Source organism: Flavobacterium sp. LAR06, from assembly GCF_041946075.1.
Lineage (GTDB): Bacteria > Bacteroidota > Bacteroidia > Flavobacteriales > Flavobacteriaceae > Flavobacterium.
The window spans coordinates 125,049-150,158 of record NZ_JAUTYT010000005.1 but is presented as its reverse complement, the minus strand read 5'-3'; the positions used below and the strand labels follow the sequence as shown (position 1 = coordinate 150,158).

Below are 25,110 nucleotides of genomic sequence, written 5' to 3'. Positions count from 1 at the left end.
ATTGAATTAAAATTCAAAAAAATCAACCAGATTCAAGGTTGCGTCTATTCCTGAAAATTGCCCATTATCCGACTTTTTCTCGTCCAGTACAATCAACCCTGACTTGTTTTTTGTCATCAGCATAATAGTAAAAACTTGTTTTCCGGCTATATAAGATTCTGTTGTACCGTGTTTTACCAATTCCATTTTTATAATTGGAGGCAGCGAAGCGGGAAATTCAACAAAACTGCTGTATTGCTCTTTACCTATGTTTTTTGCTACAGCAATTGTTTCGCCGTTCAATTTTCGAATAATGCCGTCTAGATTTCCATTATACCCGCTAGCTGAATAGCGATTAACGGTGGGGAAAATAAATTTGAATCCGGCATTTCCTGTCTTTGTTAGTACTCCGGGTTTTGTGGATAATACCTTATCAAGCCACAAATCTTTTTTAGTATAAAACGAAATGGTATCAATATCCTTTTCATTTGATATTTGATAGGAATGCAAAATTTCTTTGGTTCTTTTATTTGTAATTACAACATTTTTGGGCTCATTTTCATAAATTACAAGGTCATAATCTCTGACAATATTTTTGACGAATGCATCCTGCTTCTCAATTTGTATTACCTTGCCATTAACAGCAATCTGAATAGAATCCCGCCTTGCATTATAACCTCTAATCACCAGCTTGACCGCTTTTTGCTGTGGGTATAAAGGAATCAATTCATCATTTGCGCATGATCCTAAAAGGAGAAGCGGCATTAAAAAAAAAAGTATTTTCACAATCTTATTTTTCATTTTATATATATGTAATTAGCAACTGTTTTTGAGCTTCGACTAAAACAGTCATTGATTTTATTTTACTTTTTGATAAATTTAAACTTTGGTGCTTTTTTCGAAACATTTTCTAAAAGTCCTTCAGCAGTAATCCATATTTTATCAATTTCATAGCCTACAAAGCTTGTGTTTTCATTTAAGAATGAAATATAAACATTATGACTGCTTTTAAATTGTGAAATATCTAATGTATAATCCGCAAAATATGCAGCATCTATCGTGGATCCCCTAATCAAAAATATTGTCCCCAAAAGTGTGGCTTCGGCCGGATCTGGTGATGTAGATCCATAAACTAAAATATTGCGACTACCATCGTAAATAGAAGGCTGTGCTGTAATATTGAGTTCAATTTTTCCGCTGTAATAAGTTAAATCTATTGGAGGCATGGTGGCCCAATTTTGCTCTATTTGTTCAAGCGGTGCACCAGTACTAAAATCTATATTATATGTTCCTAAAATATTTATATTACCCCCGATTATTGCACCGGTACTTTGATCAAGCTGAATATTTTTTCTGGCAATCCAATTGCTGTTATTTCCATCTTTATCCAGCAAAACCCAATCAGAAACGTCTCCATCTTCAAAGTCATCTTCCCATATTGTAGAACTACCATTTACAGGTTCTTCAGGATACTCAGGTTCAGGATCTACAATTTGTGGAGGAGAAGCATCAACGGGATCATCATTTTGGCAAGAAGTCACAATTAGAGCTATAATTGCTAATAAAAAAAAGTTTTTCATAATTTCTTTGTAAAAAGCATGGGCAGAATTTCTACCCATGCTGAATTAAATATTAGTTAACCTAAAAGTATTAGAAGTTTGTAAACTTAGTCCAGGTGTTAGTCCAGTTAGCTTCTGTTTTGAAAGCACCTGTAGCACCTGTAAAGTTTAATGCACCATTGTTAAAGAATGGTTGTGTAAGAGCCCAGCTTGTAGCAGGATTTACTGTTGAAGTTGTGTTACCAAGACCTAAACTTGTTCCTACAGGCAATACTGGGTTATCAAATCCGTGGATTGATAATAAAGACCATGTAGAATTAGCTGGTAATGATGGAGACTCCCAGTTGATACCTTTATTGTATCCTGTAACAGTAACATTAGTAAGGTTAATTTGTCCTAATCTACGTACGTGGATAGCATTTTCGTATAAATCAGCAACTGTAGTTGAGCTAACGCCTATAATAGACATTTGAGAAATAACAGGACGTGTAATAAGTGTTGTTGCAGTACCTCCAGCGTTGTTATCTAATTCGATACCGTTTGAATCCGGGCTTAAATTAGGTGCAGTTCCACTTGTACTGTGTGTAGAATTACTATCAGCAAGTGCAATAGCTTTTGTAATTGTTCCTGTATAACCAAGATCAAAATCGAAGTTGTCATCATCTGGTGCAAAAGAAACTAAATACGAAGCATTTACTCTTCCTCCAAAAAACTCAAATGAATCATCTCTACCGTAAGATACCTGAACGTGGTTTACGGTTGTAGGAGCACCTACACCACCAAAAGTAAGACCATTGATTTCGATACCATCATCTAAAATTCTACCAGCAAATTCGATACGTACATAAGAGATTGTTCCTGCGTTGTGAGCAGCATTAGAACCACCATAATAAAAATCAGCAACATTAGGCTGATCTCCTAATCCTTCGATAACATTGGTAGTCAATCCGTTATTCACCTGATCGTCACCCAAAATCACTAAACCTGCAAAATCTCCAGGAGTTGCTTTTGTTGTAGCATTACCATCTAATAAGTTATAACTTGTAAAAATAATTGGAGCATTTGCTGTTCCTTGTGCATTAATTTTACCTGTTTTAGTAATTACAAGAGCTCCTGTAGCAACACCTGCAGCAAGAGGTTTTGCTTTAATAAAAGTTCCAGCCTGAATTGTTAATGTAGCTCCTGATTTTACTCTTACAACACCGCTTATTTCATAAACTTTGTTGCTTGTCCAGGTTGTGTTTACAGTAATATCACCACTTACCGTTTGTACTGTTGCAGGATATCCTGAATAATCAGCACCAGCAGCTTTCATAGAAAAAGAAGAATCAGCAGAAGAATCATCATTTTGGCAAGAGCTCACAAGCAGAGCTACAATTGCAAATAAAAAAAAGTTTTTCATAATAATTTAATTATTTCTATATTTGCTGCTATTAAACTAGGCCTTTGGAGAGGGCAGCAAAATTCCTTTCCTTAGGTCTTTCTCGTTTTTGGTAAATACTTCTTTTCTATAAACGATTCCGCTTTACCACCGGAGGTTTACGCCTACTCCATCTTTCATTATTAGGATTTTGTTTAATGAAAGGATCAGGTTCAAATTCTCATTTAAATTTTAGAATACATAAAAAGCTAGATGTTTATGGATATGATAAACCCGATGCCATTACTTACAAATTGGCTTTTTTATTGAAGATTCCGAATATCTGCAACCTTTACTTTATCTGTTTAAAATTTATCAAAGAACTGTTTGAGATTTACTTAAAGTAGAATCCTTACAAACACAAGCATTTTAAATTTATCTCTCTAAACACAAAATGTCTTGTGTATTACTATTAGATATTAGCTTTTGAAAAAGCAAAAAATCATGTCTGTTTTTTTTGTTAACGGTTTCTTAATATCCATCAGGAGAACAAATTAAATTTCTGGATTCTCTACTAAAACCTATAATTAAGAGATACACTTATAGTTCTTCCGCTCCAGGCTTTAAATACCACCTGATCAATATCTTCATCGTACTTATCTGTTGCTCCTGCTCCCAGACTATATCGTTCTCTTGGATTTGACCCATAGGGAACATCCGTAGTCTTACTATAACTATTAGTGTTATTATAAGTTTCGATGCCTGCATCAAAGATGTTTTTCATGCTGCATTTTAATTCCAAATTTTTCTCCTTAAAAAATCTGTAACTTACCTGAGCATCCGTTATCGCGTATGGTCTGCGGATTTCTTCGGCCGCATATTCAAATCCTACCAGTATATATTGATCTCCCAGTGCATTATGTCTAAGACTAAAACCAAAACGGTCACCTACATAATCTAAACCAAGATTGTAAGTATAAGGTGATTGCCCGTACAAAGGCCTATTGGCTTCATAAAGTCCTCCGGTTCCATCAATATTAACATAAGAGGTTACTTTTGTATCATTGAAAGAAGCGTTGCCATAAACAAACAGATCTTTCAAAATTTCGCCTTCGCCTAAGAAAGAAAGACTTTTATAAAACTCAAATTCAACTCCCCAAAGTTTAGCATTGTTTGAGTTCAGATTGTAGATATCTCTTCCGCCTGAAGGATTTCGGAAACCAACAGATTCGATTGGGTCATCAATGTCTTTATGATAAATACCAAAAGACAAAATCTCACCACCGGATGGAAACCATTCTACTTTAAAATCATAATTATTAGCTACACTGGAAACCAATCCATTTGAGTAATTGTAGACTTTGGCCGAACGAATTGGATCGTAATAAGGAATACCCAAACGCTCTGCAAATTGTGGACGCAAAACAGATTTATTATACCCCAATCTAATATTCATTTTATTAGTTGGACTAATAATTAAACTTGCCGATGGCAGAAATTGCCAAACTTTATCATTCCCCTGGTCTTTTGCTAAACCATCAGGAGTTTCAGTCTGACTTTGTATTTCTGTATAAATGTAACTTTCGGCTCTTACTCCCCAAACTAACCTTACGTATCGGCCAATTTTATCATCGAGCATTAAAAATGGGGAATGTATTTTTACATCACCTTCATACTTATTACCGTAGACACCATAATTCTGCCATCCAAAACCTCCCCAATAATAATTTGATCCGTCTAAAAATTCAGAAAGCGGTTCATAAATAACAGCGCGCTCAGTTGGCTGACCAACTGTTACTAACTTAACGGATTGCTGCTGATTTGTTGCTCTTTTGTAAGTTCCAAAATAGCCTCCTTTAAGATCATTTGTAAAAGAATCACCAAAATTAAAAGTGTATTTGAAATTAATGGCCCAGTTATAATCGGCCTCATCATTAGTAAAATTGCTTCGGCTAAACGGAAATCTGGTTTCAGCGTTATAAACACTATAAGCCGTTATTATATCATCACCTACTTTTGCCCTTCCAATATCTACAAATGTTGCGTCTTTAGTATCTTTTGCTACATTTCCATAGGCTCCATACCAATTAACTTCAAGGTTATCGAATTTGTGGTTCCCTTCAATTTTATTCTGGATAAAAGTCGTGTAAACAGGATAATTAGACTCTTTAATATTTGCAAGTCTGCTGCCATCTAAAATCTCTGCTGTACTATCGTCATTTTCCCAGCCTGTAATTTGGGTCAATTGATTGTTATAAATATGCATAACCGTATTACGCATTGTAATTTTATGATTACCCAATTGAATACCGGCATTAAACATACCGCCCAAAGTTGAATTATAATTGTAATTGGCTCCTGAATTTTTAAATCCATACTTTGTAAAAGTTGAATATGCACTTTTATCATTCTCTTCAGAAAATTCCGTATTACTTTTATTATTTCTTTCCGTATGCTCAATTTCAAGTTTTTCCTGCGTATTCTTAAAAATTAAAGAACCAACAAATCCCCATTTATTATTGTCTTTCAATTTATAAGTTCTTCCTATACCAAATTGCAAGGTTGTTCCGGGAGCACCATACGTTTTATAGGTAGAAAAATTATCCTCTGTAAACTCTTTAGACTGTTGAATAAAAAGACCAGATGTTGCTTCAGTTTTTGGTATATCTAGTGATACAAGATTGTTCGGATAATCACGTCGTCCGTCATCAAATCCCCAATAATCATAATCGCCTTCCTGCCTGGTTAATCGCTCTTTAAAAGCACTTTTGCTATTATAAGAATTACTAATAGAAAAATTGGTAAAGTTTTCTTTAGGAATATCCATCGTCTTAACTTCAACATATCCTCCGGCAAAATTGGCGTACATATCCGGCGTCGCAGATTTGCTCACCACAATACTTTCGACTATAGAAGTCGGAATAATATCAAAAGAGAAATTCTGCTGATAAGCATCTGTACTTGGCAATGCAATTCCGTCCATAACCGCCTGATTCCATCTCTCGGCCATAGAACGTACCACAACATATTTATCGCCAATTGTCGTTACGCCTGTAATACGTTTTAATGAACTTGCTACATCTCTGTCCGGAGTTCTGGCAATTTGCTCTGCCGAAATACCATCAGAAAACTGGGCTGCTTTTTTTTGCTGTAACAACAAACCTTCAACCGAAGCTGTGGCTTTTTTGTAATCCTGAATAATGATAACTTCATTCAGTGATTGCGCATCTTCTTTTAAAGAAACTACAAGCGGAGTTTCGCCGCCTTCCAACACCTTAACACCCGTGATTTTTTGTGTTTGAAAAGAAATAGCACTAATCTCAATCGTATATTCTCCTGGTTCCAGTTCTAAAACATAATTACCATCAATGTCAGACTGTGCGCCTAAACTCAGTTCAGTCACTTTTATATTTACACCTGGTAACGAAAGTCCGTTGCTGTCAACTACCTTTCCGATAATTTTCCCATTCTTTTTTTTTTTGACAGCATCATTTAGCTTCACCGCAATATTGTTTTCGGTTCTTTTGAAATTTAAGTTTGTCAGATTTTGTAAATCTTCTAAAATCTCATCAATCGAAACATTGTCTTTTTTTAATGTTACTAAAGGAGTGCTTAAGTCCAAATCTTTCTGATAAACAAACTGATACGGAGTCTGAGTTTTTAAATTATCAATTATTTTTTGTGGCGAAGAATTTTTAAAGTCAACCGATACGGTTCCGTTTTGCGAATAAATTGTACTTGTTCCCAGAAATAATCCGAAAAGCAAAATCCAGAAGGCAGTTATAAATTGCCTGGAAGAATCATTGTTCATAATTGATAAATATTAGTTTAATTAGAATTTGTTTTAATATGTTAATTTTTGATATAATTTCATTTTTGTATTCGAACAATTGCATAACAGCTCTGTCAAACTTTTTTGCAAAAATTTGAAACTCGCTATCATCATTATGATTAAAATGTATTTTTGAAATAGGTAAATTCCTTACCGACTAATCAGATAAGTATTATTTCCGGTGGGTCTTATTTTTATTTCCAATGCAAAAGCAATAGTTTGAAGCATCTCATAAAAGCCTTGTCTGGTATCAAGGGTTCCCTGGATTTTCAGATTTTTCAGATCGTCTTCTAAATAATTTACAGAAAATGAATGCTCTTTTTTTAGCTTTGCTACTACTTCTTCAAGTGTTAGACCATCAACATAAATCAGCACCTTTTTCCAGTCCGGTTCCAATATTTTTGTTTTGTTCTTATTTACCGTTAACGTTTCAGTACTATAAACTGCTTTATCACCTCTTATCAGAAAAACCGTGTTCTGTGCGCCTTCCACTTTTACTTTACCAGTCCTTACGTTAACTTCGGATTGTTTATTACCGTAAGCTTTAATATTAAATGAAGTTCCAAGAACAGTTGTTTTAATAGGTCCCGAAGTAATAATAAAAGGTCTTGTAGTATTTCGTTTTACCTCAAAAAAAGCTTCTCCTTTTAAAGTAATCGTTCTTTCGTTTTTTGAAAAATGCAATGGATACTCTATTTCCGTATCTTCATTTAACCAAACCCTCGTTCCGTCCGGCAAACATAAAAGACGGACATCTTTATTAAATGTTCTAATGGAAGCAATCTTATTTACGGCTGCATCAGGAGACGAAAGAAACTGATGGCCTGTTATCGACAATGCAATTACGGCACAAGCAGCAGCAGCCCACTTATAATAATTTTTGTACTTATCAGTAGTGCTTTTTCGAATGTTGCTCCACATACGCAATCTAACTTCTGATGGAAGAAATCCATGATTGGGTATTGCATCCCATTCGTCTCTAAATCTATTTGACTTCATTTAAATTAAATTTAATAGTTGGAGAAAACACAGTTGTTTATCGCCATTTAGTACATTAGATTTCTAAGACTTCAAATATCACGGGTAGGTATCAGGCTTAACTATTTCTTAATAAGCGACAAATTTTTTAACTTATAAATACATCCGACTGACTAATAAAAAACAGCGTAAACCAATAGAGTTCATGGTTTTTTACCGAATTTTTTTTGAGGTATTGTAATGTTTTTGAAATTTGATTAGCAACGGCACTTGGAGACATATCCATTTCTGCTGCAATCTCTTTGTAACTAAGGTCTTCAAACTTATGGAGGTGAAATATCTTTCTTCTTTTTTCAGGAACTTTATCAAGAAGATATTGGATTTTTTCGAGCTTTAAATTTATACTTTCGTCTGATTCTGACGGAGAATCAAGTTCTTTAATCAATTGCTCATTTTCTACCGAGAAAATCCTGTTTTGCTTCTTATACCATTTTGAAATTTCTTGCTTTGAGCTTTTAAATAAAATGGCTTCCAACTCAATATTTGGATCTAATTTTGCCCTGTATTTCCAAAGATGAATAAAAACATTTTGCGTTACATCTTCTGAATCTGCGAGCTGTGCAGTATATTTTTTTACAAAACAAAATACTTTAAAATGATATAAATCGTAGATTTCTTTAAAACAGGAATCATCTCCCTCTCGTAACCTTAATACCAAATTAGAACTCATAATGCAATTTTAAATTGTTAAAGAAGAGCCTTACAAAAGTAAGATAAACGGTTATTGATAATTTTGCGATTCATTCATTTAATAATTTATTAATATTGTGTTTATGTTTCAAGTTTCTCTTTTTATTTAGCCTCTAAAAGCTGTTTTTAACTACTAAAATTGATTGCTTTATTTTCAGTAGATCACGGCTTTCAAAGTATATATTCGTTTAGAGCACAATTACCAGGAATCAATTATAGTTTTTAGATAATATATTTCTCCTCCGCTCATTTCTTAAAAAGTTTTAGTGCTGGTTATACTATATTTACAATTCAAACTGGAAGATTTTTTAATGGTATTGGAAAAAGATTAAAAGAAATTAGAAAGAAAAATTCACTAACCATTCATGAAGTTGCCAACAGATCCGGCGTTAGCAATGGACTAATTTCGAGAATCGAAAACGGAAGAACTATTCCGTCCCTACCCGTTCTAATTGAGTTGATACAATCCTTAAATACAGATGTCCGTTACTTTTTTGAAGGTGTTGAGAATACTAAAAATGCCAAATACATTCCTATCAAAAAAGAAGATTATCAAAAAATAGAGAAAGAATTGCAAAAAGATTAATCTGATCTTCAGCTCAATGGCAATCATATAAAATTTACACTTAAAATTGTAAGCATACAACGTTTTTACATAGTAGCTTTGATATCTTCTAATACAAGTAAATCTATTAGAAAAGCCTCAATTCCAACTAATTGCAAACTTTAAATTTTAGTGTTATGAATGATTCAAACAATACTTTAAAAAGCTCCAGTATTACTTCAGGCGATAATGTTTCGTTTTGGATTGATTCTACACAAATTATCTCCTGTAATAAACCAGATCATGATATAGAAACTGAAGTACTTATTATTGGTGGCGGAATTGCGGGTTTAACTACGGCTTATAAATTACTAAAGGCCGGAAAAAAAGTTGTTCTGGTCGAAGATGGTTTTATTGGCAGTGGCGAAACCGGACGTACAACAGCCCATTTAACCTGCGCTTTAGACGACCGATATTATTTTCTTGAAAAAATATTTGGAGAAAATGCAGCCAAACTTGCAGCCGAAAGCCATACGGAAGCCATCGATGAAATTGAAAAAATAGTGACCGAATTAAATATCGATTGTTCCTTTAAAAGAGTAAATGGTTATTTGTTTCTTCATCCTTCTGATAAAAAAGAAAATCTGGACAAGGAATTTCATGTCACACAAAAAGCGGGATTAAAAACTTCCATTTTAGAATCCGTTCCCGGATTGGCTAATGCCGAAAATAAAAGATGTCTGGCTTTTGCGAATCAGGCACAATTTCACATTTTGCATTATTTAAAAGGTCTTACTGAAGCTATTACTTCTTTAGGAGGCATTATATATACCGAAGCCCATGCAGAAGATATTACTAAAAAAGGCGCAAAGGTAAACGGCTATACGTTTTCTGCACAACATATTGTAGTTGCTACAAACAGTCCTGTAAATGATGTCCTCACCATGCACACCAAACAACATGCGTATCGAACTTATGTTATTGCAGGTAAAATTCCGAAAGAGAAACTTCCCTACGCGCTTTGGTGGGATACCGGCGATCAGAAATCAAAATGGGTTTCGCAGCCTTATCATTATGTTCGTTTGGAAAATTATGATGACAAATACGATTTATTAATTGCCGGTGGAGAAGATCATAAAACGGGTCAGGCCGATGAAGACGGAATATCAGCCGCTGAACGTTATGACCGACTAGAAGCCTGGACACGAAATTATTTCCCAATGCTGGACAATGATTTGACTTACAGATGGTCAGGACAGGTAATGGAACCAGTAGATTCTTTAGGATTTATGGGGAAAAACCCCGGAGATCAAAACATCTATATTATTACCGGAGATTCCGGAAATGGTATGACACATGCCACAATTGGCGCTATTATTATTTGTGATAGCATAGCGGGCATTAAAAATAAATACGAAGATTTATACAACCCTTCACGCATTACCCTTAAAATAGCCGTTGATTTTGCAAAAGAAATAAGCAATATGGCTTCGCAATATGTAGACTGGATTACAACATCTGACTTAAAAAATACATCCGATTTAGCAGCTGGAGAAGGCGGCGTAATTTCATACGGATTAAAGAGAATTGCCGTTTACCGGGATTATGATAACTCTTTAAAAGCATTTTCTGCAGTCTGTCCTCATTTGGGCTGTATTGTAAACTGGAATGCTGATGAAAAATCTTTTGACTGTCCTTGTCATGGTTCCCGATTCTCGACAGACGGATCTGTTATCAATGGCCCGGCGCAAATCGATTTACATAAAATTCATATCAAACAAAAAACACATAACTCCACACAAAAAGAGAAGCCTTTCTGATTGAAAATCTCTACATAAGCTTCAGTATAAGAATTATAACAAAACAAATTATTGCTAAGTTTTAAAGCCGAAAAACTTCCTTTCTATCAAGCTTAATTCTGTAATAATCAGGATTAATCGTGTAAAAGAAAAACAGCTTAAAGAGCTTAATTTTAATCTCCTAACAATTGCACATCAATAAAAATATAGAATTATGGAAACAGCCACAACATCTCAGAAAAAAGTTTCTAATTCAGGAACTTCAAAACTTAAAACAAACGTTTCAGCTCTGGAAAGATTTTTAATGGTAACCAGCGGCGGATATCTATTGTATAAAGGATTATCAAAAGAAGATAAGAATATCACACAAATAGGTTCAGGAGGCGCAATGCTTTTACGCGGGCTTTCAGGATACTGCCCGGTGTACGATGCTGTAGATCACCTTAAAAACGATAAGGCTTCAAATGTAAACATTCGAGTGAATAGTATCATAAATAAACCTATAAGCGAGGTATATAATTTTTGGCGCGATTTCGAAAATTTTCCAAAATTCATGAACCATCTGGAATCTGTAAAACCGCTGACTTACACTACCTCTAAATGGACAGCAAAAGGGCCGGCCGGAATAGGCAAATTAACCTGGAAAGCCGAAATTGTAAAAGATGAAAAAGAAAGATTAATCAGTTGGAATTCTCTTCCGGAATCGTCCATAAAAAATGCGGGAAAAGTTGTCTTTAGACCAAGCGGAAAAAATACGGAAATCATTGTAACCATTTCTTATCACGCACCGCTCGGAGTTGCTGGAGAAGGCGCTGCAAAATTGCTTAATCCGTATTTTGAAAAACTGGTAAAAGATGATATTATAAATTTCAAAACCTATATAGAATCTGTTTAACTGATTTCAAATACATAAAAAAACAAAACCTGTAAAGAGAGATTCTTTACAGGTTTTTCCCTTTTGTTATTATAATTTAAAGATATACATTGAACACAATGGAGAATAATAAAAAAATGATCAACGAACAAATGTCTAATGAAAGAACTTTTCTTTCATGGGTTCGAACTGGCATCGGAATAATGGTTTTTGGTTTTGTAATCGTAAAATTTTCACTGTTTGTGAATCAATTACCAGCCAGTTTTTTTCGTGAAACCAATATTCCTAAAAATGGTTTAACCATAATTATAGGTATAGCATTAGTCCTTACAGGTGCCGTTACCATTTTTTTATCGTATTGGAAATACCGACAAACGCACAAACTGCTGCAAAAAGGCGAATACTTATATTCTACCTTACTAATAACAGTTCTGACCGTTGTTATTTTTCTGATGAGTATTATTATAATTACTTATTTAATTATGGCTGCTTATCCTTTTTCTTCTTAAAAACAGGCAAATTAAAATTATATACAACTGATAATAATACAATTGCAAATCAAAAACTTATAACCTATTTCTGTTTTTGGTTACTAGCTTTGTAAGTATTAATTATTAAATCTTATTATTATGAATACTTCAAACCACAGAAACAGCAGATCAGATAATGAAGCGATTACTTCTGAAACAATGGAAAATAAAGATCCGGCAATTAATCAGCATCAGAATAGTTACAAAGACAGAGAGCCTTATAATACTGATAATTCAGACGGGCAAAATCTCGATGATAATGATGATATTAATCTTCAAAAAAACAGCAATCGAACCATTGATGCCGAAAGAGATTTAAGTGACAAAAATGATCCGAACCGAAGAACTTTAGACGAATATAGCGCCAATAAAGCCGAACCGGATGATGAGGAAGAGGAACAATAAGCATTTTAAAATGTTATTCAAATTCTTAAACTAAAAAAGGGATTGTCTCCTATGAAACAATCCCTTTTTTTGTAGCAAAGTTACTTAGAACTTAAATGTTATATTAGCAGTAACACGTGTTGGGTTTTGAGCTGCAAGTCTGTAAGACCAATATTTTTCATTGGTTAAGTTGTCCACTTTAAGGCCAATTCTATATTTTGGCTGATCGTAAAAAAGTGAAGCATCCAAAACGGTATAAGCCGGAATTGAAAATTTGAAAGTTGTTGTATTGGTCTGATAATATTCGCTTCCGTAAATACCTCCAAAACCAATTCCTAAACCTTGGGCACTACCCGTAACAAGCCTGTAACTTGCCCATAAATTTGCAGTTTGAGGTGATCCTGCGGTTGTTGGTCGTAATCCCTGAACACTTGCATTACTCTTTTCGTATTTACTATCATTGTACGTATAACCTGCGACAATGTTTAATCCCGAAATTGGATTGGCTATTAACTCGGCTTCAAAACCTCTGCTGATCTGAGTTCCGTCCTGAATTGAAAAGTTAGCATGATCAGGATCGTCACGTGTTATATTTGTAACGGCAATATCATAATAGCTTAAGGTAGCTGATATTTTACTAAGATCAAATTTAAAACCACCTTCCCATTGATTGGCCTGATTTGGTTTGAATGTATTTCCATAAAAATCAGAACCTGAAACATTACTAAAACCATTCATGTAGTTACCAAAAGCTGCAATTTTATCTTTCACGATTTGGTAAACTACTCCAAATTTTGGAGAGAAAGCGGTTTGATTGTAATTTCCGGCAATAGAATCTTTGCTAGGATAATAGGTTCCATGATTTTCATATTTATCCAGACGAATTCCACCCATTACTAATAATTTATCTGTTACATTTAAAACATCAGAAACGTAGGCGCTGTACGTATCTTCATCAGTAGAAACGTAGTTATTAAAAGTAGCGCCGGCAAACATTGGCTGTACTTTTTGAATATTAAAATCATTATAAGCGTCGCCAGGTTTTTTATAATCCATTGCAGGCATATTAACGATGGCATCGTTTCGGGTAGCACGCAGACTGTAGAAATCAAGACCGGCTACTACTCTATTTTTAAGTTGGCCAATGTTGAATTTTCCAATAAAATTTTGCTGGATATCTGTTCCATAGAAGGGTGATTCCTGATAGGTTACCTGTTGTCTTATTGTTGTAGGCGACCTCATTTGCAAAGCCACCACATAACCATCAGAGGATGATCTTGTTCTTGACAAAATAGTTTGAGAATCCCAACTATCTGACATTTTATATTTTAACTGTGCAAAAATATTGTATTGTTGACTTGTGTAATTGATGGTATTATTAGCGAAAGATAATTTATAAGGCATATCAAGTTCCTCAATACTGCTTTCTGTGTTTGCTACCACGAAAGGCGCAAGTCTCGTTGGCGACGTTGCTTTGTACATGCTGAATTCTATGTCAATTAAAAGACTTAATCTGTCATTGATTGCATAAGAGAAACTTGGAGCAATTGAGAAGTTTTTATTGAATCCGGCATCCTGAAAACTTCTTTCACTATGCAAAGCCGTATTGATTCGCAACAAAGCTGTTTTATCTTCGTTTAAAGGTGTATTCACATCAAAAGTCAGACGGTTCAAATCCCAACTTGCTGCTGAATACGAAACTTCTCCTTTAAAAGTATCGAAAGGTTTTTTGGTCACACGATTAAATAATCCACCAAATGAAGATAATGTACTTCCGAAAAGTGTTGCAGATGGTCCTTTGATAACCTCTATACGCTCTAAATTGGAAGGATCAATTGTGGTGTAAGTAAAACTTCCAACACCGTTTCTAACTACTTGTGGAGTTGGAAAACCTCTTGAAATAGAAGTGGTTCGGCCTTGATTTCTTACTTCGGCGATACCAGCTCCCGGTACATTTTTAAAAGCACTATTGTAGTCAGTAACTACCTGCTCTTTCATTAATTCCTTACTTACTACTATGTAAACCTGAGAGTTTTCAATGTTCTTTAAAGGCATTTTGGCAACGTCAAAACTTTCTTTTTTAGCAAAACGATTTCCTCCTGTACGAATTACTACATCTTCCAGATTTTGAATAGAAGAATTTACTTTGATGTCAATAGAAACAGCTGGGTTCTGCTCTGTAATCTCGGTACTTTCGAGAGATGATTCATAACCAGTCATCGTAACTTCTAAAGTATATTTTCCGAATGGTACTTTTTTAAATTCGAAATTTCCAGCCGAATTGGTAACTGCGTTTTTATTAATCTCTATTAATTTCACGATTACACCCTGACTGGCATTTCCATCATTAGTAATCACACTACCTGAAATGGAACCGCTTGCGGTTGTTTGCCCCTGTACACTGGAATTAAAAAACAAAAGCATCAATAAAAATGCTGATGTCAACGATAAACCTGCTATTCTTTTAGTTAGTGCTTGTATATAACCTGAAATTGAAAGTATTACTGTCCTCATATTTATATTTATTTAAACTGATTCTAAATTGAGCGCAAAAGAACAATATATTTCTAAATATATCAACAGCAAATTGCTATTTTTTCAAAATAAATTCGGCTATAAATTTTAAACTAACAAGTACCTAAACTACTTGATTTGTAACACCTGTTATTTGGAATGTTTCTAAAATACATCTACATTTGCGCAGCTTGTTTGAAAAACTTTTCAAAAAACAGCCTCTAATTTTAGTATACGCTTTATAAAATGAATCAGAAACAAATTAAAAATATAGCACGCCAGGTCCATTTATGGTTAGGTTTGGCAACCGGAATAATTGTTTTTATAATTAGTATTACTGGCTGTATTTATGTCTTTGAGGAAGAAATAAGAGGCTTGAGCAAAAAAGAAGAATTACTTGTACCAATTCAGGAAAAGCCCTTTGCAGGCGTTGATAAAATTGTCCTCAATTTTCAAAAAGCAGAACCGGATCAAAAAATTACTTCAATCAAAGTAGATCAAAAAGCTTCTAATGCCGCTGTCGAACTTTCTACAAAAAAGAAAATATATTATTTTAATCCTTATGATGGTACTTTAATTTCGACTGACACTCAGGATTGGTTAACTACCGTCAGAAAGCTTCATACTTCTTTGCTTTTAGGTGACACCGGAAGCTTTATTCAGAAATGGTCTGTGGTTATTTTCACCCTCATGTTACTTACCGGACTAATATTATGGTTTCCAGTAAGGATTAAAGCGATAAAACAAGCTTTGACAATTAAATGGAAAGGAACATTTAAACGTGTTAACTACGATGTACATAATGTATTAGGATTTTATGCTTCTTTTTTTCTGATTGTTATTGCCCTCACCGGTTTGTTTTTTGCTTTTAAAGGCGTAAAAAATGCAGCTGCATTCTTAACTGGAAGTGAGGTTTCTGAAGGCATAAAAGTAGAGTCAAAAGCAATTTCAAAAGAAGAACCTTTAGCCCTACTGTATGATCGAATTTACACAACTGCCATAAAAGAATATCCCGGAGCCAATACAGTAACCTTGTCAATAAGAAAAGACGGAGGTCTTAGATTGAGAATGTTATATCCGTACCAATGGTCCAGAAAACAAAATACCTTTTTCTTTGATGCTTCAACGGGGCAATTGCTTCGTTATAAATTATATAAGGATTTTAATACTGTTGATATTATCGAAGCTAGTAACTACGATCTTCATACCGGAAAAATCTTTGGTATTTTTGGAAAAATAATTGCCTTCTTAGCCAGTTTAATTGCAGCCAGTTTACCTGTAACCGGGTTTATTATTTGGTTGAAAAAGAAGAAAAAAAAGAAAAAAAACAAAGATAAAAGCAGTTTAATTTTAAGCCTATAAATATAAAGAGGAGCCACCATGGCTCCTCTTTCATTTTTTATTCTATTGAAAAGAAATTATTTCTTTAAATCGAAATTATTTCTTTAAATCGAATCGATCCAGGTTCATTACTTTATTCCATGTGGCAACAAAGTCTTTTACAAATTTCTCCTGCGCATCGCTGCTAGCGTAAACTTCAGCAAGCGCTCTTAATTCTGCATTAGATCCAAAAACAAGATCGGCACGTGTACCAATCCATTTTGGCTGACCAGTTGAACGATCGTTTCCTGCATAAAGCTCTTTATCGTTAGAAACTGATTGCCACTGCGTATTCATATCCAGTAAGTTTACAAAGAAATCATTTGTAAGCTGACCCGGACGATTTGTAAATACGCCATTTTTAGAGCCGTCCGCATTGATATCCAATACACGTAATCCACCTAAAAGCACAGTCAACTCTGGCGCTGTAAGCGTTAACAACTGCGCTTTATCAATAAGTAATTCCTCCGTTGCAACAGCTGATTTTGTTCTTCTGTAATTACGGAATCCATCTGTTTTAGGCTCTAAATAGCCAACAGATTCAACATCTGTTTGCTCTGCAGAGGCATCCATACGTCCCGGAGTAAAAGGTACAGTAACAGAACTTCCGGCAGCTGCAGCCGCTTTCTCTATTCCTGCTGAACCAGCTAAAACAATTAAATCTGCCAGTGAAACTTTTTTTCCACCACCTTGAGCCGCATTAAATTCTGCCTGAATACTTTCAAGCTTATCTAAAACAGTTTTCAGCTGAGCCGGATTATTTACTGCCCAGTCTTTTTGAGGAGCCAGTCTTATACGTGCTCCATTAGCACCTCCACGTTTATCAGATCCTCTAAAAGTAGAAGCTGAAGCCCACGCAGTTGAAACAAATTGAGAAATACTTAATCCTGAATTCAGAATTTTTCCTTTTAATTGCTCAATATCATTCGCATTTATAAGTTCGTGATTTACTGCCGGAATTGGATCCTGCCACAACAACTCTTCCTTCGGAACATCGGCTCCTAAATAAAGCGAAACAGGTCCCATATCGCGATGTGTCAATTTAAACCACGCACGTGAAAAGGCAGCTGCAAACTGGTCAGGATTTTCAAGAAAACGTCTTGAAATTTTTTCGTACTCAGGATCTAAGCGCAATGATAAATCGGTTGTAAGCATTGTTGGTAAATGCTTTTTAGAACTATCAAAAGCATCCGGAATAATTGGTTCTGCATTTTTGGCTACCCATTGATGCGCACCGGCAGGACTTTTAGAAAGTTCCCATTCAAAACCAAACAAGTTTTCAAAGAAGTTATTACTCCATTGTGTTGGTGTTTTTGTCCAGGTAACTTCAAGTCCGCTTGTAATAGCGTCTGAACCTTTACCGGAACCATAGCTGTTTTTCCATCCAAAACCTTGTAGTTCTAAACCTGCAGCTTCCGGTTCTTCTGCTACGTGATCAGAAGAAGCGGCTCCGTGTGTTTTACCAAATGTATGTCCGCCTGCAATTAAGGCAACCGTTTCTTCGTCGTTCATAGCCATACGACCAAAAGTATCTCTGATATCTTTAGCAGCAGCAATAGGATCCGGATTACCGTCTGGACCTTCCGGGTTTACATATATAAGTCCCATTTGCACAGCAGCAAGTGGTTTTTCTAAGTTTCTTGTATGAATATCACCATCCGCATTATCATCAGATGAAACAACACCATGATCTTTCGGCACACCTTCAGAACCGTCTTTGTAACGTTCATCTCCGCCTAACCATGTAGTTTCAGAACCCCAGTAAACAGCCTCATCCGGTTCCCAAACATCGGCTCTTCCTCCGGCGAAACCAAAAGTTTTAAAGCCCATAGATTCCAAAGCGATATTTCCTGTCAGGATCATCAAATCGGCCCAGGAAATTTTTCTACCGTATTTTTGTTTAATTGGCCATAATAATCTTCTTGCTTTATCAAGACTCACATTATCCGGCCAGCTGTTAAGTGGGGCAAAACGTTGTTGTCCTGCACCTGCTCCACCGCGACCATCTTGTACTCTATAAGTTCCGGCACTATGCCATGCCATTCTTATAAATAAACCTCCATAATGACCAAAATCTGCCGGCCACCATTCTTGCGAATCAGTCATAAGTGCATGTAAGTCCTTTTTTAATGCTTCCAGATCAAGGCTTTTAAAGGCTTCAGCATAATTAAAATTTTCTCCCATCGGGTCTGATAATGGAGAATTTTGTCGCAGAATATTTACCTTTAATTGTTTTGGCCACCAATCACGATTTTTTGTGCCTGTAGCTGCTACTTTGTCCATGCTCCCATTATGAAAAGGGCATTTGCTAATGTCATTTGATTGGTTGTCCATAATTACAATTTTATTTTTTTGTTTTCTTAATCTTAATCAATTTATTATCAGACTAATTTACAAACAAAATAAAAAAGTAAAGCGAAAGATGCTTATTAAATTAATTTACCACAATAGATAAAAACTATTGCACAAAGCTAACTCAATTATATTATTATATGATACAATCATGTAAGCTAAAAGATTACATGTTGAATGGTACACCTTATTTTAAGTAGAATTCTAAAGAATTTAAAGGAAGAAATAATGCTAATTATACAAATCCCGATTTTAAGCTTTGAAAAAAACATATTTAAAAGCTGCCTCTTTTTGAAACCTATATAATTATTGCAAATCTTTTTAAAATGTAATTTTCTTCCTTGTTGCCATTATGTTTTTTTTCCTGAAGATAGTTACAAAACGACAACCTGGAAGTACTTTTTTATAAGATCAATTTAAATCTTAGCATTGCCCTGCCGAGCATAATTCGTCTAGATCACAAGCTGATAGGTTTATGGTTTTAAAAAAACTTTTTACTTTATTTTTCGCTTCCTGATTGGTTCCCATATAGAATATTTCGTTTCCGCTTTGACTTTGACATTTCGATAAAATAGCATCCGGCTGCAGTACATTGAAAATTTTAACCACATGTGCACTCGGTAATAGTGAAGTTATAATTTCACTTGAAGATTTTACCTCTGCAATTGGAGACAAAAGACTTTCAGTATTAAAAAAAGGATTATTGGTGTGCAATAGTATTTTTTCTGACATATCGGGCAGACCATCAAAAAATCCATTCAGTTCTTCCCTAGTTACAAATAGTACGATCATTTTAGCTTTTACCGCTTTATCTTTAGTAACTAATTTTACCTTATCCCCCATTTTTTCTACAACAGGCCTTAAACTTTTAAGACATCTGGGATGACTAATTAATACTTCGTACCCCGATTTTGCTGCTCTGGTAGCTATATCCAAAGTCATATTACAAGCTCCTATAATACCTATTTTCATAATCTCTTTTTTCTACTAATCTTATCTCGATTAAAATACCGAATTTATTTCTGTTTTTTTTAATACAAGCGTTTTAAAACTGCGTTTTTGAACAAATATAACAGGATCAAACATTGAGTACTTCTTAGAAGTTGTCTCAATAAGCCTACAACCATGTAGATTTAAAACTACAAGTTTAAAATAATGAATAATGTTTACTAAGTTTGTGTGTGTGTCTAAAACCAGTCCGATGTCAAAAATGACGTTGCTTACATCCTTCCGCTGTTGCTGTCTTTTATTACTGCTCACAGCAGTTAAAGCAACTTGTCAGGAAAATTACACCGCAAGATGGTATACCGCAGACAACAATGAACTACCTCAAAGTAGTGTAAAAGCTATTGTACAGGGGAAATACAATTTTATCTGGATAACGACCGAAAATGGTCTTGTTCGCTACGATGGCGATACTTTCTTAACTTTTAATTCTTCTAATACTGATTTAAAGGAATGTCGCTTTACCGAAATTTTAGGAAACGTACAAAAAGATAGTCTGTACTGTTTTAATACCGAAAAAAAGGAGCTTGTCCTTATTAATCAAAGGAAGATTAAAATCATCAGAAAAGGAAGTCCGGCCTATAACATTACCCGAAATGGTCAGCGTTTTTTCTATCATGACGGATTACCTTCACACAATACGATAAATCCCCGTGAAGCTTATTATTTTAGAATGCCCAACGGGAATCTTTTTTTTGTTGATACAGAAAAAATAGAATTGTGTGATGCTAAAAGAAAGAGCCTCTATAAAATTGCCCACAAAAGCGAGAGTATTTTTAAATTCTTCGTACTTAATGACAAACTTTACTACGTCAGAAATAATGGTGATTATGATAGTTTTTCTGATACTGGAAAATCCTCAGGAAAACTAAACTCCCCACTTTTTAAGACTAAACACAAATTATACTGGAACATAACTGCACACCAGGTGTTTTTTTATTCAAAAAACAAAATTTATCTCTTAACAAACCCAGCTGGTCGGTTATCAGCAATCCCAATAGTAAACTTTGCAGAGTTTGAGAAAAGCAATATTGTTTCTATTTTTTATGATCAGAAAAGCCAAAAACTATATTTAGGAAGTTACACAAATGGTTTGTGTATCATTACTTTTCCTGCTTTTAAAACTGTAAAAAAAGAGGTACACAAGTCAGCAGAAATTTATTATGCTGCTTTTCCTTATACAGACAGTACAATTGTTACAGCTGAAGGCTTAATCTTTAACAATAAGAAAGTTCTGGATAGTATTCCTTTTCTAAAAAGCATGCAACTCAATGAACATATAGCTATAGCCAAAGATAACGAGAATAATTTCTGGGTAGGCAGACAAGAAGGAGTGCATTGCTATTTAAAGGAAACAAATTATAAAAAACACCTCAATTATGATTTAAAGCAATGTCCGAAAACCATCTTTAAAGACGACAATAATACTATTTGGATTAGCCTTCAAAAGGATGAATACAACAATGCAAAATTATACTGCATTAAAGACAAAGAGCTTAAGCTTATAAAAATCTTAAAAGACAATATCAATTATATTGCACAATACGATTACAACACTCTTTATTTTGGGAGCGAAAAAGGTCTTTTTAAATATAAAATTGACGCAGGAACTTTTTCAATTATAAAGAAAAGTGAAGGATTAAACATTAGAAGTGTTTTTATTGACAGCGAAAAAAAAATATGGTTAACGACTTATGAAAAAGGTTTTTTCCTTTGTTCAAATGGCGCATTATCTGCATTCCCAATAGATGAACATAATTACTTAAATTCTGCACATTGTATAGTGGAAGATAAAAAAGGTTTTTTCTGGATTCCAACTAATAAAGGCCTTTTTCAGGTATCCAGAATGGCATTATTAAAATATACCAAAAACAAGAGTACGCCTATATATTATCATCAATACAACAAAGAGGATGGTTTTTTAACTAACGAATTTAACGGTGGCTGCCAGCCTTGTGGAAACATTCTTCAAAACGGTCAAATCGCTTTACCATCTCTGAACGGTATCGTATTTTTTAATCCCTATAAAATAAAGCCTTTACTTCCTAATAGAAAATTTTATATTGACAAGGTTATTGTAGATCAAAGCTCTTTTTTTCCAAAAGATACAATTGTATTGAAAAATAATTTTCAAAGGGTAAGTTTCCTAATTGCTTATCCTTATTATGGAAATCCCGAAAATATAAATCTGGAAGCAAAGCTGGATAAAGGAGCCTACAGTCGCTGGGAAAAAATAAGATTCGAAAAATCCATATCCTTTACCACATTACCACCAGGTGAATACACTCTTACAATCAGAGGATTATCTGGTTTTGAAGGGAATTACGTTTATAAAAAAGTTACACTGATTGTTCCGGCGATGTTCCATCAAACGATCTGGTTTACGATTCTTTGTTATCTGTTGGTCGTACTATTTTTGTTTTTCATGTGGCATTTAAGATTGTATTATATAAAATTAAAGAATGTAAAGCTTAAAGAGGTTATTGAAAAAAAAACCAAAAAACTGGCCAAAACAGTAAACAAATTAAAAACTACAGAAAAGAACCTAAAGCAGGAAATTAAGCAACAGGAAACTTTGGTAAAAAGCATCAGCCACGATATAAAAAGCCCGTTAAAATTTCTAACCGCTTCCCTAAATCATTTGTCTGACAATGCAAATATTCAGCAAGATGAAAAACTAAAAAGACAAATAGAAACGATACAATTATCATCAGATCAACTATATGAATATGTTGAAAACCTAATTAAATATTCGACGATATTTATAGAAGGAAGAAAGCTTGAAGACAAAAGCTATTCGTTACATGATTTAATTGAGGAAAAAATTCAGATTTTCGAAAATATTGCGGCAGCAGAAAATACAGTTATTATCAATACAGTTCCACAAGATTTTTTCATCAAAACAAACAAGAAGGCATTATCTATTATTATTCATAATCTTTTGGATAACGCGACAAAAAACACAAACAATGGAGAGATCGAATTGCAATGTGCCACAAAAGATAATATGTTATCCTTAACCGTTATGGATAATGGAAAAGGAATGAGCAAAGAGCTCATTGAGTATTATCTTGATTTTTACAAAAATCCAATTGTAAAAAATTATCATCTGGGACTTCATATGATTATTGAACTTCTTATTATCATCAAAGGAGATATTAATATTTCGAGTTCGATTAATGAAGGTACCATTATTGAAATTATAGTTGAGTATGCCTAGCATTCAAAAGTTTTGTAAAGATTAATAAGTTCTACAAGGTTATTAATTTTAAGTTTTTCGAAAACCCTGGCTTTATAGGTACTCACAGTAGACATGTGAATGTCCAGCATATTCGAGATTTCAAGATTACCATTACCGTTTATTAGCAATTGTGCGATTTGAAGCTCTCTTTTAGACAAGACTTCTAACGGATTTATCACCTTTTTACTTGTCCTTGCATCAACCAGCTTAGTAAGCAGTTCAGCAGAAATGTAGGTCGACGATTCAAAAATAGAGTTAATGGCAAACATCATTTTTTCTTCGCTGGAAAGTTTGTTTAGATATCCATTAGCACCGGCAGAAATATACTTTAAAGCATATTGCTCTTCTTCATGGGCAGAGAAAATAAGAATCCTGACTGCAGACTGAATCGCTCTCAAATCAGTAATCATCTCTGTACTTTTTCCTCCTGGAATATTGATGTCCAAAATAATCAAATCAAAAGATTCTTCTTTTAACAGTGCAATCGCATCAAAGAAATTTTCGGCATTTGAGATCTTTACATCTTCAATTTGCTTTTCTAAAACCATGGCAACCCCATTTCGTACTACTAAATGATCATCAACTATTAAAATTTTCTTAGCCATAATTAATTAAGTTAATACAAAAATAAATTATTTAGCTATTCAAACTAGTTTCTTGCAACAGTATTTAATAATTCTAAGCCTGACGCTTAATACTATCTCTTCTTAGAACGTTAAAAAACTAACTATTTTCTTTCTGCACAGCCAAAATTACAGGTGTAAATAAATAAACACAATATTTTTTTATACAATTGATATTCACTAACTTGCAATATACTTTCCTAAACTTTATAATTATGAAAAAATCTCTATTGTCCTTTTTAGTGGTTGTAATATGTTTGTTTAGTCCTACTGTATTTTCTCAGACAGCAGAAGATGCACCAGAGTTAGGCCTTCCAGGCGATAATCTGGATCTTTATGCAGTTCTGGATCTTTTTCAAAAATCAAAAACAATTGAAGAGTTTGAAAAGTCATTAAATCAGAAAGAAACAGGAATAAATAACCTGGATTTAAATCTTGACAAAAAAGTAGATTTTATCAAAGTCGTCACCAAAAAAGATGGCAATGCTTATACTTTTGTGCTGCAGGTAAACGTTAGTAAAAAAGAAACACAGGATGTTGCTGTTATATTAGTAAATAAAGATAAGAACGGAAAAGTTTCTTTGCAAATAGTTGGAGATGAAGATCTTTATGGCAAAAATTATATTATTGAACCTAAAACCAAAAGTGATTCAGTAACTGCTAATCCGGCCTATGTTGGTTCTAACCCTGTTACAGTAAATGTTCCTGCTACCACTACTGTTGTCGTAGAATCAGCTCCAATTGTACAATATGTATATTCTCCTGCCTATGTGCCCTATTATCCACCGTATTATTATGGCTATTATCCGCCTTATTTTGCAGCGTTTACAGTGTTGGCAGTTGGTATTTATCGTCATAACAACTGGTATCACCACGGCGGTTATTATGGAGGACATTATCATGGAGGTAACAACACTGTAATTATTAACAACAGAAATCAGATTAATCATTATAATAACGAAAGAAACCGATCCAATACCGTTAACAATAACCGCACAAATGGAAGATATGGTAATGGCAATGGTAATCGTGCAAACACAAGCAATCGACCAACGGCGGGGACATCTGATCGTGGGTCCAATGCTAATCGACCTTCAGCAGGTACTTCAGACCGTTCATCAAAAGTGAATCGCCCATCAGCAGGTACTTCAGATCGTTCCTCGAACGTAAATCGCCCTTCAGCAGGTACTTCAGATCGATCTTCAAACGTAAATCGTCCATCAACTTCAAATCGTTCATCAAGTCCAAGTTTTGATTCCGGCCGTACCAGAAGCAGCGGCGGAAGTAGTTTTAACAGCAGCAGCAGCAGAGGTAGCGGAGGCTTTAGCGGAGGCAGCCGAGGTGGCGGAGGCTTTGGAAGCGGGGGCGGTGGAAGAAGACGTTAATACTTCTTTTCAAAAAAAATG

General features: G+C 34.4%; 18 protein-coding genes and 1 pseudogene. 9 read left to right on the top strand and 10 right to left on the bottom strand.

The window, feature by feature from the left end; all coding sequences use genetic code 11:
- Nucleotides 1-6 precede the first annotated feature (6 nt).
- From Q7C23_RS09080 to Q7C23_RS09055, 6 genes are all read right to left on the bottom strand, one after another.
- Entirely contained in the window at nucleotides 7-780 is a 774-nt protein-coding gene (locus Q7C23_RS09080) for a hypothetical protein (RefSeq protein ID WP_375032218.1), read from the bottom strand.
- 62 nt (nucleotides 781-842) lie between these two features.
- Complete coding sequence (locus Q7C23_RS09075) at nucleotides 843-1,559, bottom strand: hypothetical protein (protein ID WP_375032217.1); 717 nt, start codon at nucleotides 1,557-1,559, stop codon at nucleotides 843-845.
- Between the two features lie 70 nt (nucleotides 1,560-1,629).
- Nucleotides 1,630-2,940: a hypothetical protein gene (locus Q7C23_RS09070; RefSeq protein WP_375032216.1), complete on the bottom strand. Its 1,311-nt coding sequence runs from the start codon at nucleotides 2,938-2,940 to the stop codon at nucleotides 1,630-1,632.
- A gap of 532 nt (nucleotides 2,941-3,472) precedes the next feature.
- A complete protein-coding gene (locus tag Q7C23_RS09065; protein ID WP_375032215.1) occupies nucleotides 3,473-6,709 on the bottom strand; it encodes a TonB-dependent receptor domain-containing protein in 3,237 nt (1,078 codons plus the stop codon).
- Nucleotides 6,710-6,880: 171 nt separating this feature from the next.
- Nucleotides 6,881-7,729, bottom strand: coding sequence for a FecR family protein (locus tag Q7C23_RS09060; protein ID WP_375032214.1), 849 nt, complete (start codon nucleotides 7,727-7,729; stop codon nucleotides 6,881-6,883).
- Nucleotides 7,730-7,856: 127 nt separating this feature from the next.
- Nucleotides 7,857-8,438 (bottom strand): RNA polymerase sigma factor, encoded by a 582-nt coding sequence (locus tag Q7C23_RS09055; RefSeq protein WP_375032213.1) that lies wholly within the window; start codon nucleotides 8,436-8,438, stop codon nucleotides 7,857-7,859.
- 246 nt (nucleotides 8,439-8,684) lie between these two features.
- On the opposite strand from Q7C23_RS09055, the pseudogene Q7C23_RS09050 reads away from it, so the two are divergent.
- The 6 genes and pseudogenes from Q7C23_RS09050 to Q7C23_RS09025 form a co-directional block, all read left to right on the top strand.
- Nucleotides 8,685-8,903: pseudogene (locus Q7C23_RS09050) on the top strand (helix-turn-helix domain-containing protein); the annotation flags it as partial.
- A gap of 12 nt (nucleotides 8,904-8,915) precedes the next feature.
- Entirely contained in the window at nucleotides 8,916-9,044 is a 129-nt protein-coding gene (locus Q7C23_RS09045; RefSeq protein WP_375032212.1) for a hypothetical protein, read from the top strand.
- Nucleotides 9,045-9,199: 155 nt separating this feature from the next.
- Nucleotides 9,200-10,822 carry an FAD-dependent oxidoreductase gene (locus Q7C23_RS09040; protein WP_375032211.1) on the top strand — a complete coding sequence of 541 codons (1,623 nt, stop codon included), beginning with the start codon at nucleotides 9,200-9,202 and terminating at the stop codon, nucleotides 10,820-10,822.
- A 193-nt stretch (nucleotides 10,823-11,015) separates the two neighbouring features.
- Nucleotides 11,016-11,696, top strand: a complete 681-nt coding sequence (locus tag Q7C23_RS09035; protein WP_375032210.1) for an SRPBCC family protein — start codon at nucleotides 11,016-11,018, stop codon at nucleotides 11,694-11,696.
- A gap of 98 nt (nucleotides 11,697-11,794) precedes the next feature.
- A complete protein-coding gene (locus tag Q7C23_RS09030) occupies nucleotides 11,795-12,184 on the top strand; it encodes a YidH family protein (protein WP_375032209.1) in 390 nt (129 codons plus the stop codon).
- A gap of 120 nt (nucleotides 12,185-12,304) precedes the next feature.
- Nucleotides 12,305-12,610 carry a hypothetical protein gene (locus Q7C23_RS09025; RefSeq protein ID WP_375032208.1) on the top strand — a complete coding sequence of 102 codons (306 nt, stop codon included), beginning with the start codon at nucleotides 12,305-12,307 and terminating at the stop codon, nucleotides 12,608-12,610.
- Nucleotides 12,611-12,694: 84 nt separating this feature from the next.
- Here Q7C23_RS09025 and Q7C23_RS09020 read toward each other — a convergent pair whose 3' ends face one another.
- Nucleotides 12,695-15,103 (bottom strand): TonB-dependent siderophore receptor, encoded by a 2,409-nt coding sequence (locus tag Q7C23_RS09020; protein ID WP_375032207.1) that lies wholly within the window; start codon nucleotides 15,101-15,103, stop codon nucleotides 12,695-12,697.
- A 246-nt stretch (nucleotides 15,104-15,349) separates the two neighbouring features.
- Between Q7C23_RS09020 and Q7C23_RS09015 the strand changes: the two genes are divergently transcribed.
- Nucleotides 15,350-16,465, top strand: a complete 1,116-nt coding sequence (locus Q7C23_RS09015) for a PepSY-associated TM helix domain-containing protein (RefSeq protein ID WP_375032206.1) — start codon at nucleotides 15,350-15,352, stop codon at nucleotides 16,463-16,465.
- 75 nt (nucleotides 16,466-16,540) lie between these two features.
- Here Q7C23_RS09015 and katG read toward each other — a convergent pair whose 3' ends face one another.
- Entirely contained in the window at nucleotides 16,541-18,817 is a 2,277-nt protein-coding gene (gene katG / locus Q7C23_RS09010) for a catalase/peroxidase HPI (RefSeq protein ID WP_375032205.1), read from the bottom strand.
- A 441-nt stretch (nucleotides 18,818-19,258) separates the two neighbouring features.
- Entirely contained in the window at nucleotides 19,259-19,807 is a 549-nt protein-coding gene (locus tag Q7C23_RS09005) for an NAD(P)-binding domain-containing protein (protein ID WP_375032204.1), read from the bottom strand.
- A gap of 229 nt (nucleotides 19,808-20,036) precedes the next feature.
- Here Q7C23_RS09005 and Q7C23_RS09000 point away from each other — a divergent pair, with 229 nt between their 5' ends.
- Entirely contained in the window at nucleotides 20,037-23,060 is a 3,024-nt protein-coding gene (locus Q7C23_RS09000) for an ATP-binding protein (RefSeq protein WP_375032203.1), read from the top strand.
- Here the strand turns inward: Q7C23_RS09000 and Q7C23_RS08995 are convergent.
- Nucleotides 23,057-23,686: a response regulator gene (locus Q7C23_RS08995; RefSeq protein ID WP_375032202.1), complete on the bottom strand. Its 630-nt coding sequence runs from the start codon at nucleotides 23,684-23,686 to the stop codon at nucleotides 23,057-23,059. The genes Q7C23_RS09000 and Q7C23_RS08995 overlap by 4 nt on opposite strands.
- A 233-nt stretch (nucleotides 23,687-23,919) precedes the next feature.
- Here Q7C23_RS08995 and Q7C23_RS08990 point away from each other — a divergent pair, with 233 nt between their 5' ends.
- Nucleotides 23,920-25,089 (top strand): hypothetical protein, encoded by a 1,170-nt coding sequence (locus tag Q7C23_RS08990; RefSeq protein WP_375032201.1) that lies wholly within the window; start codon nucleotides 23,920-23,922, stop codon nucleotides 25,087-25,089.
- Nucleotides 25,090-25,110 lie beyond the last annotated feature (21 nt).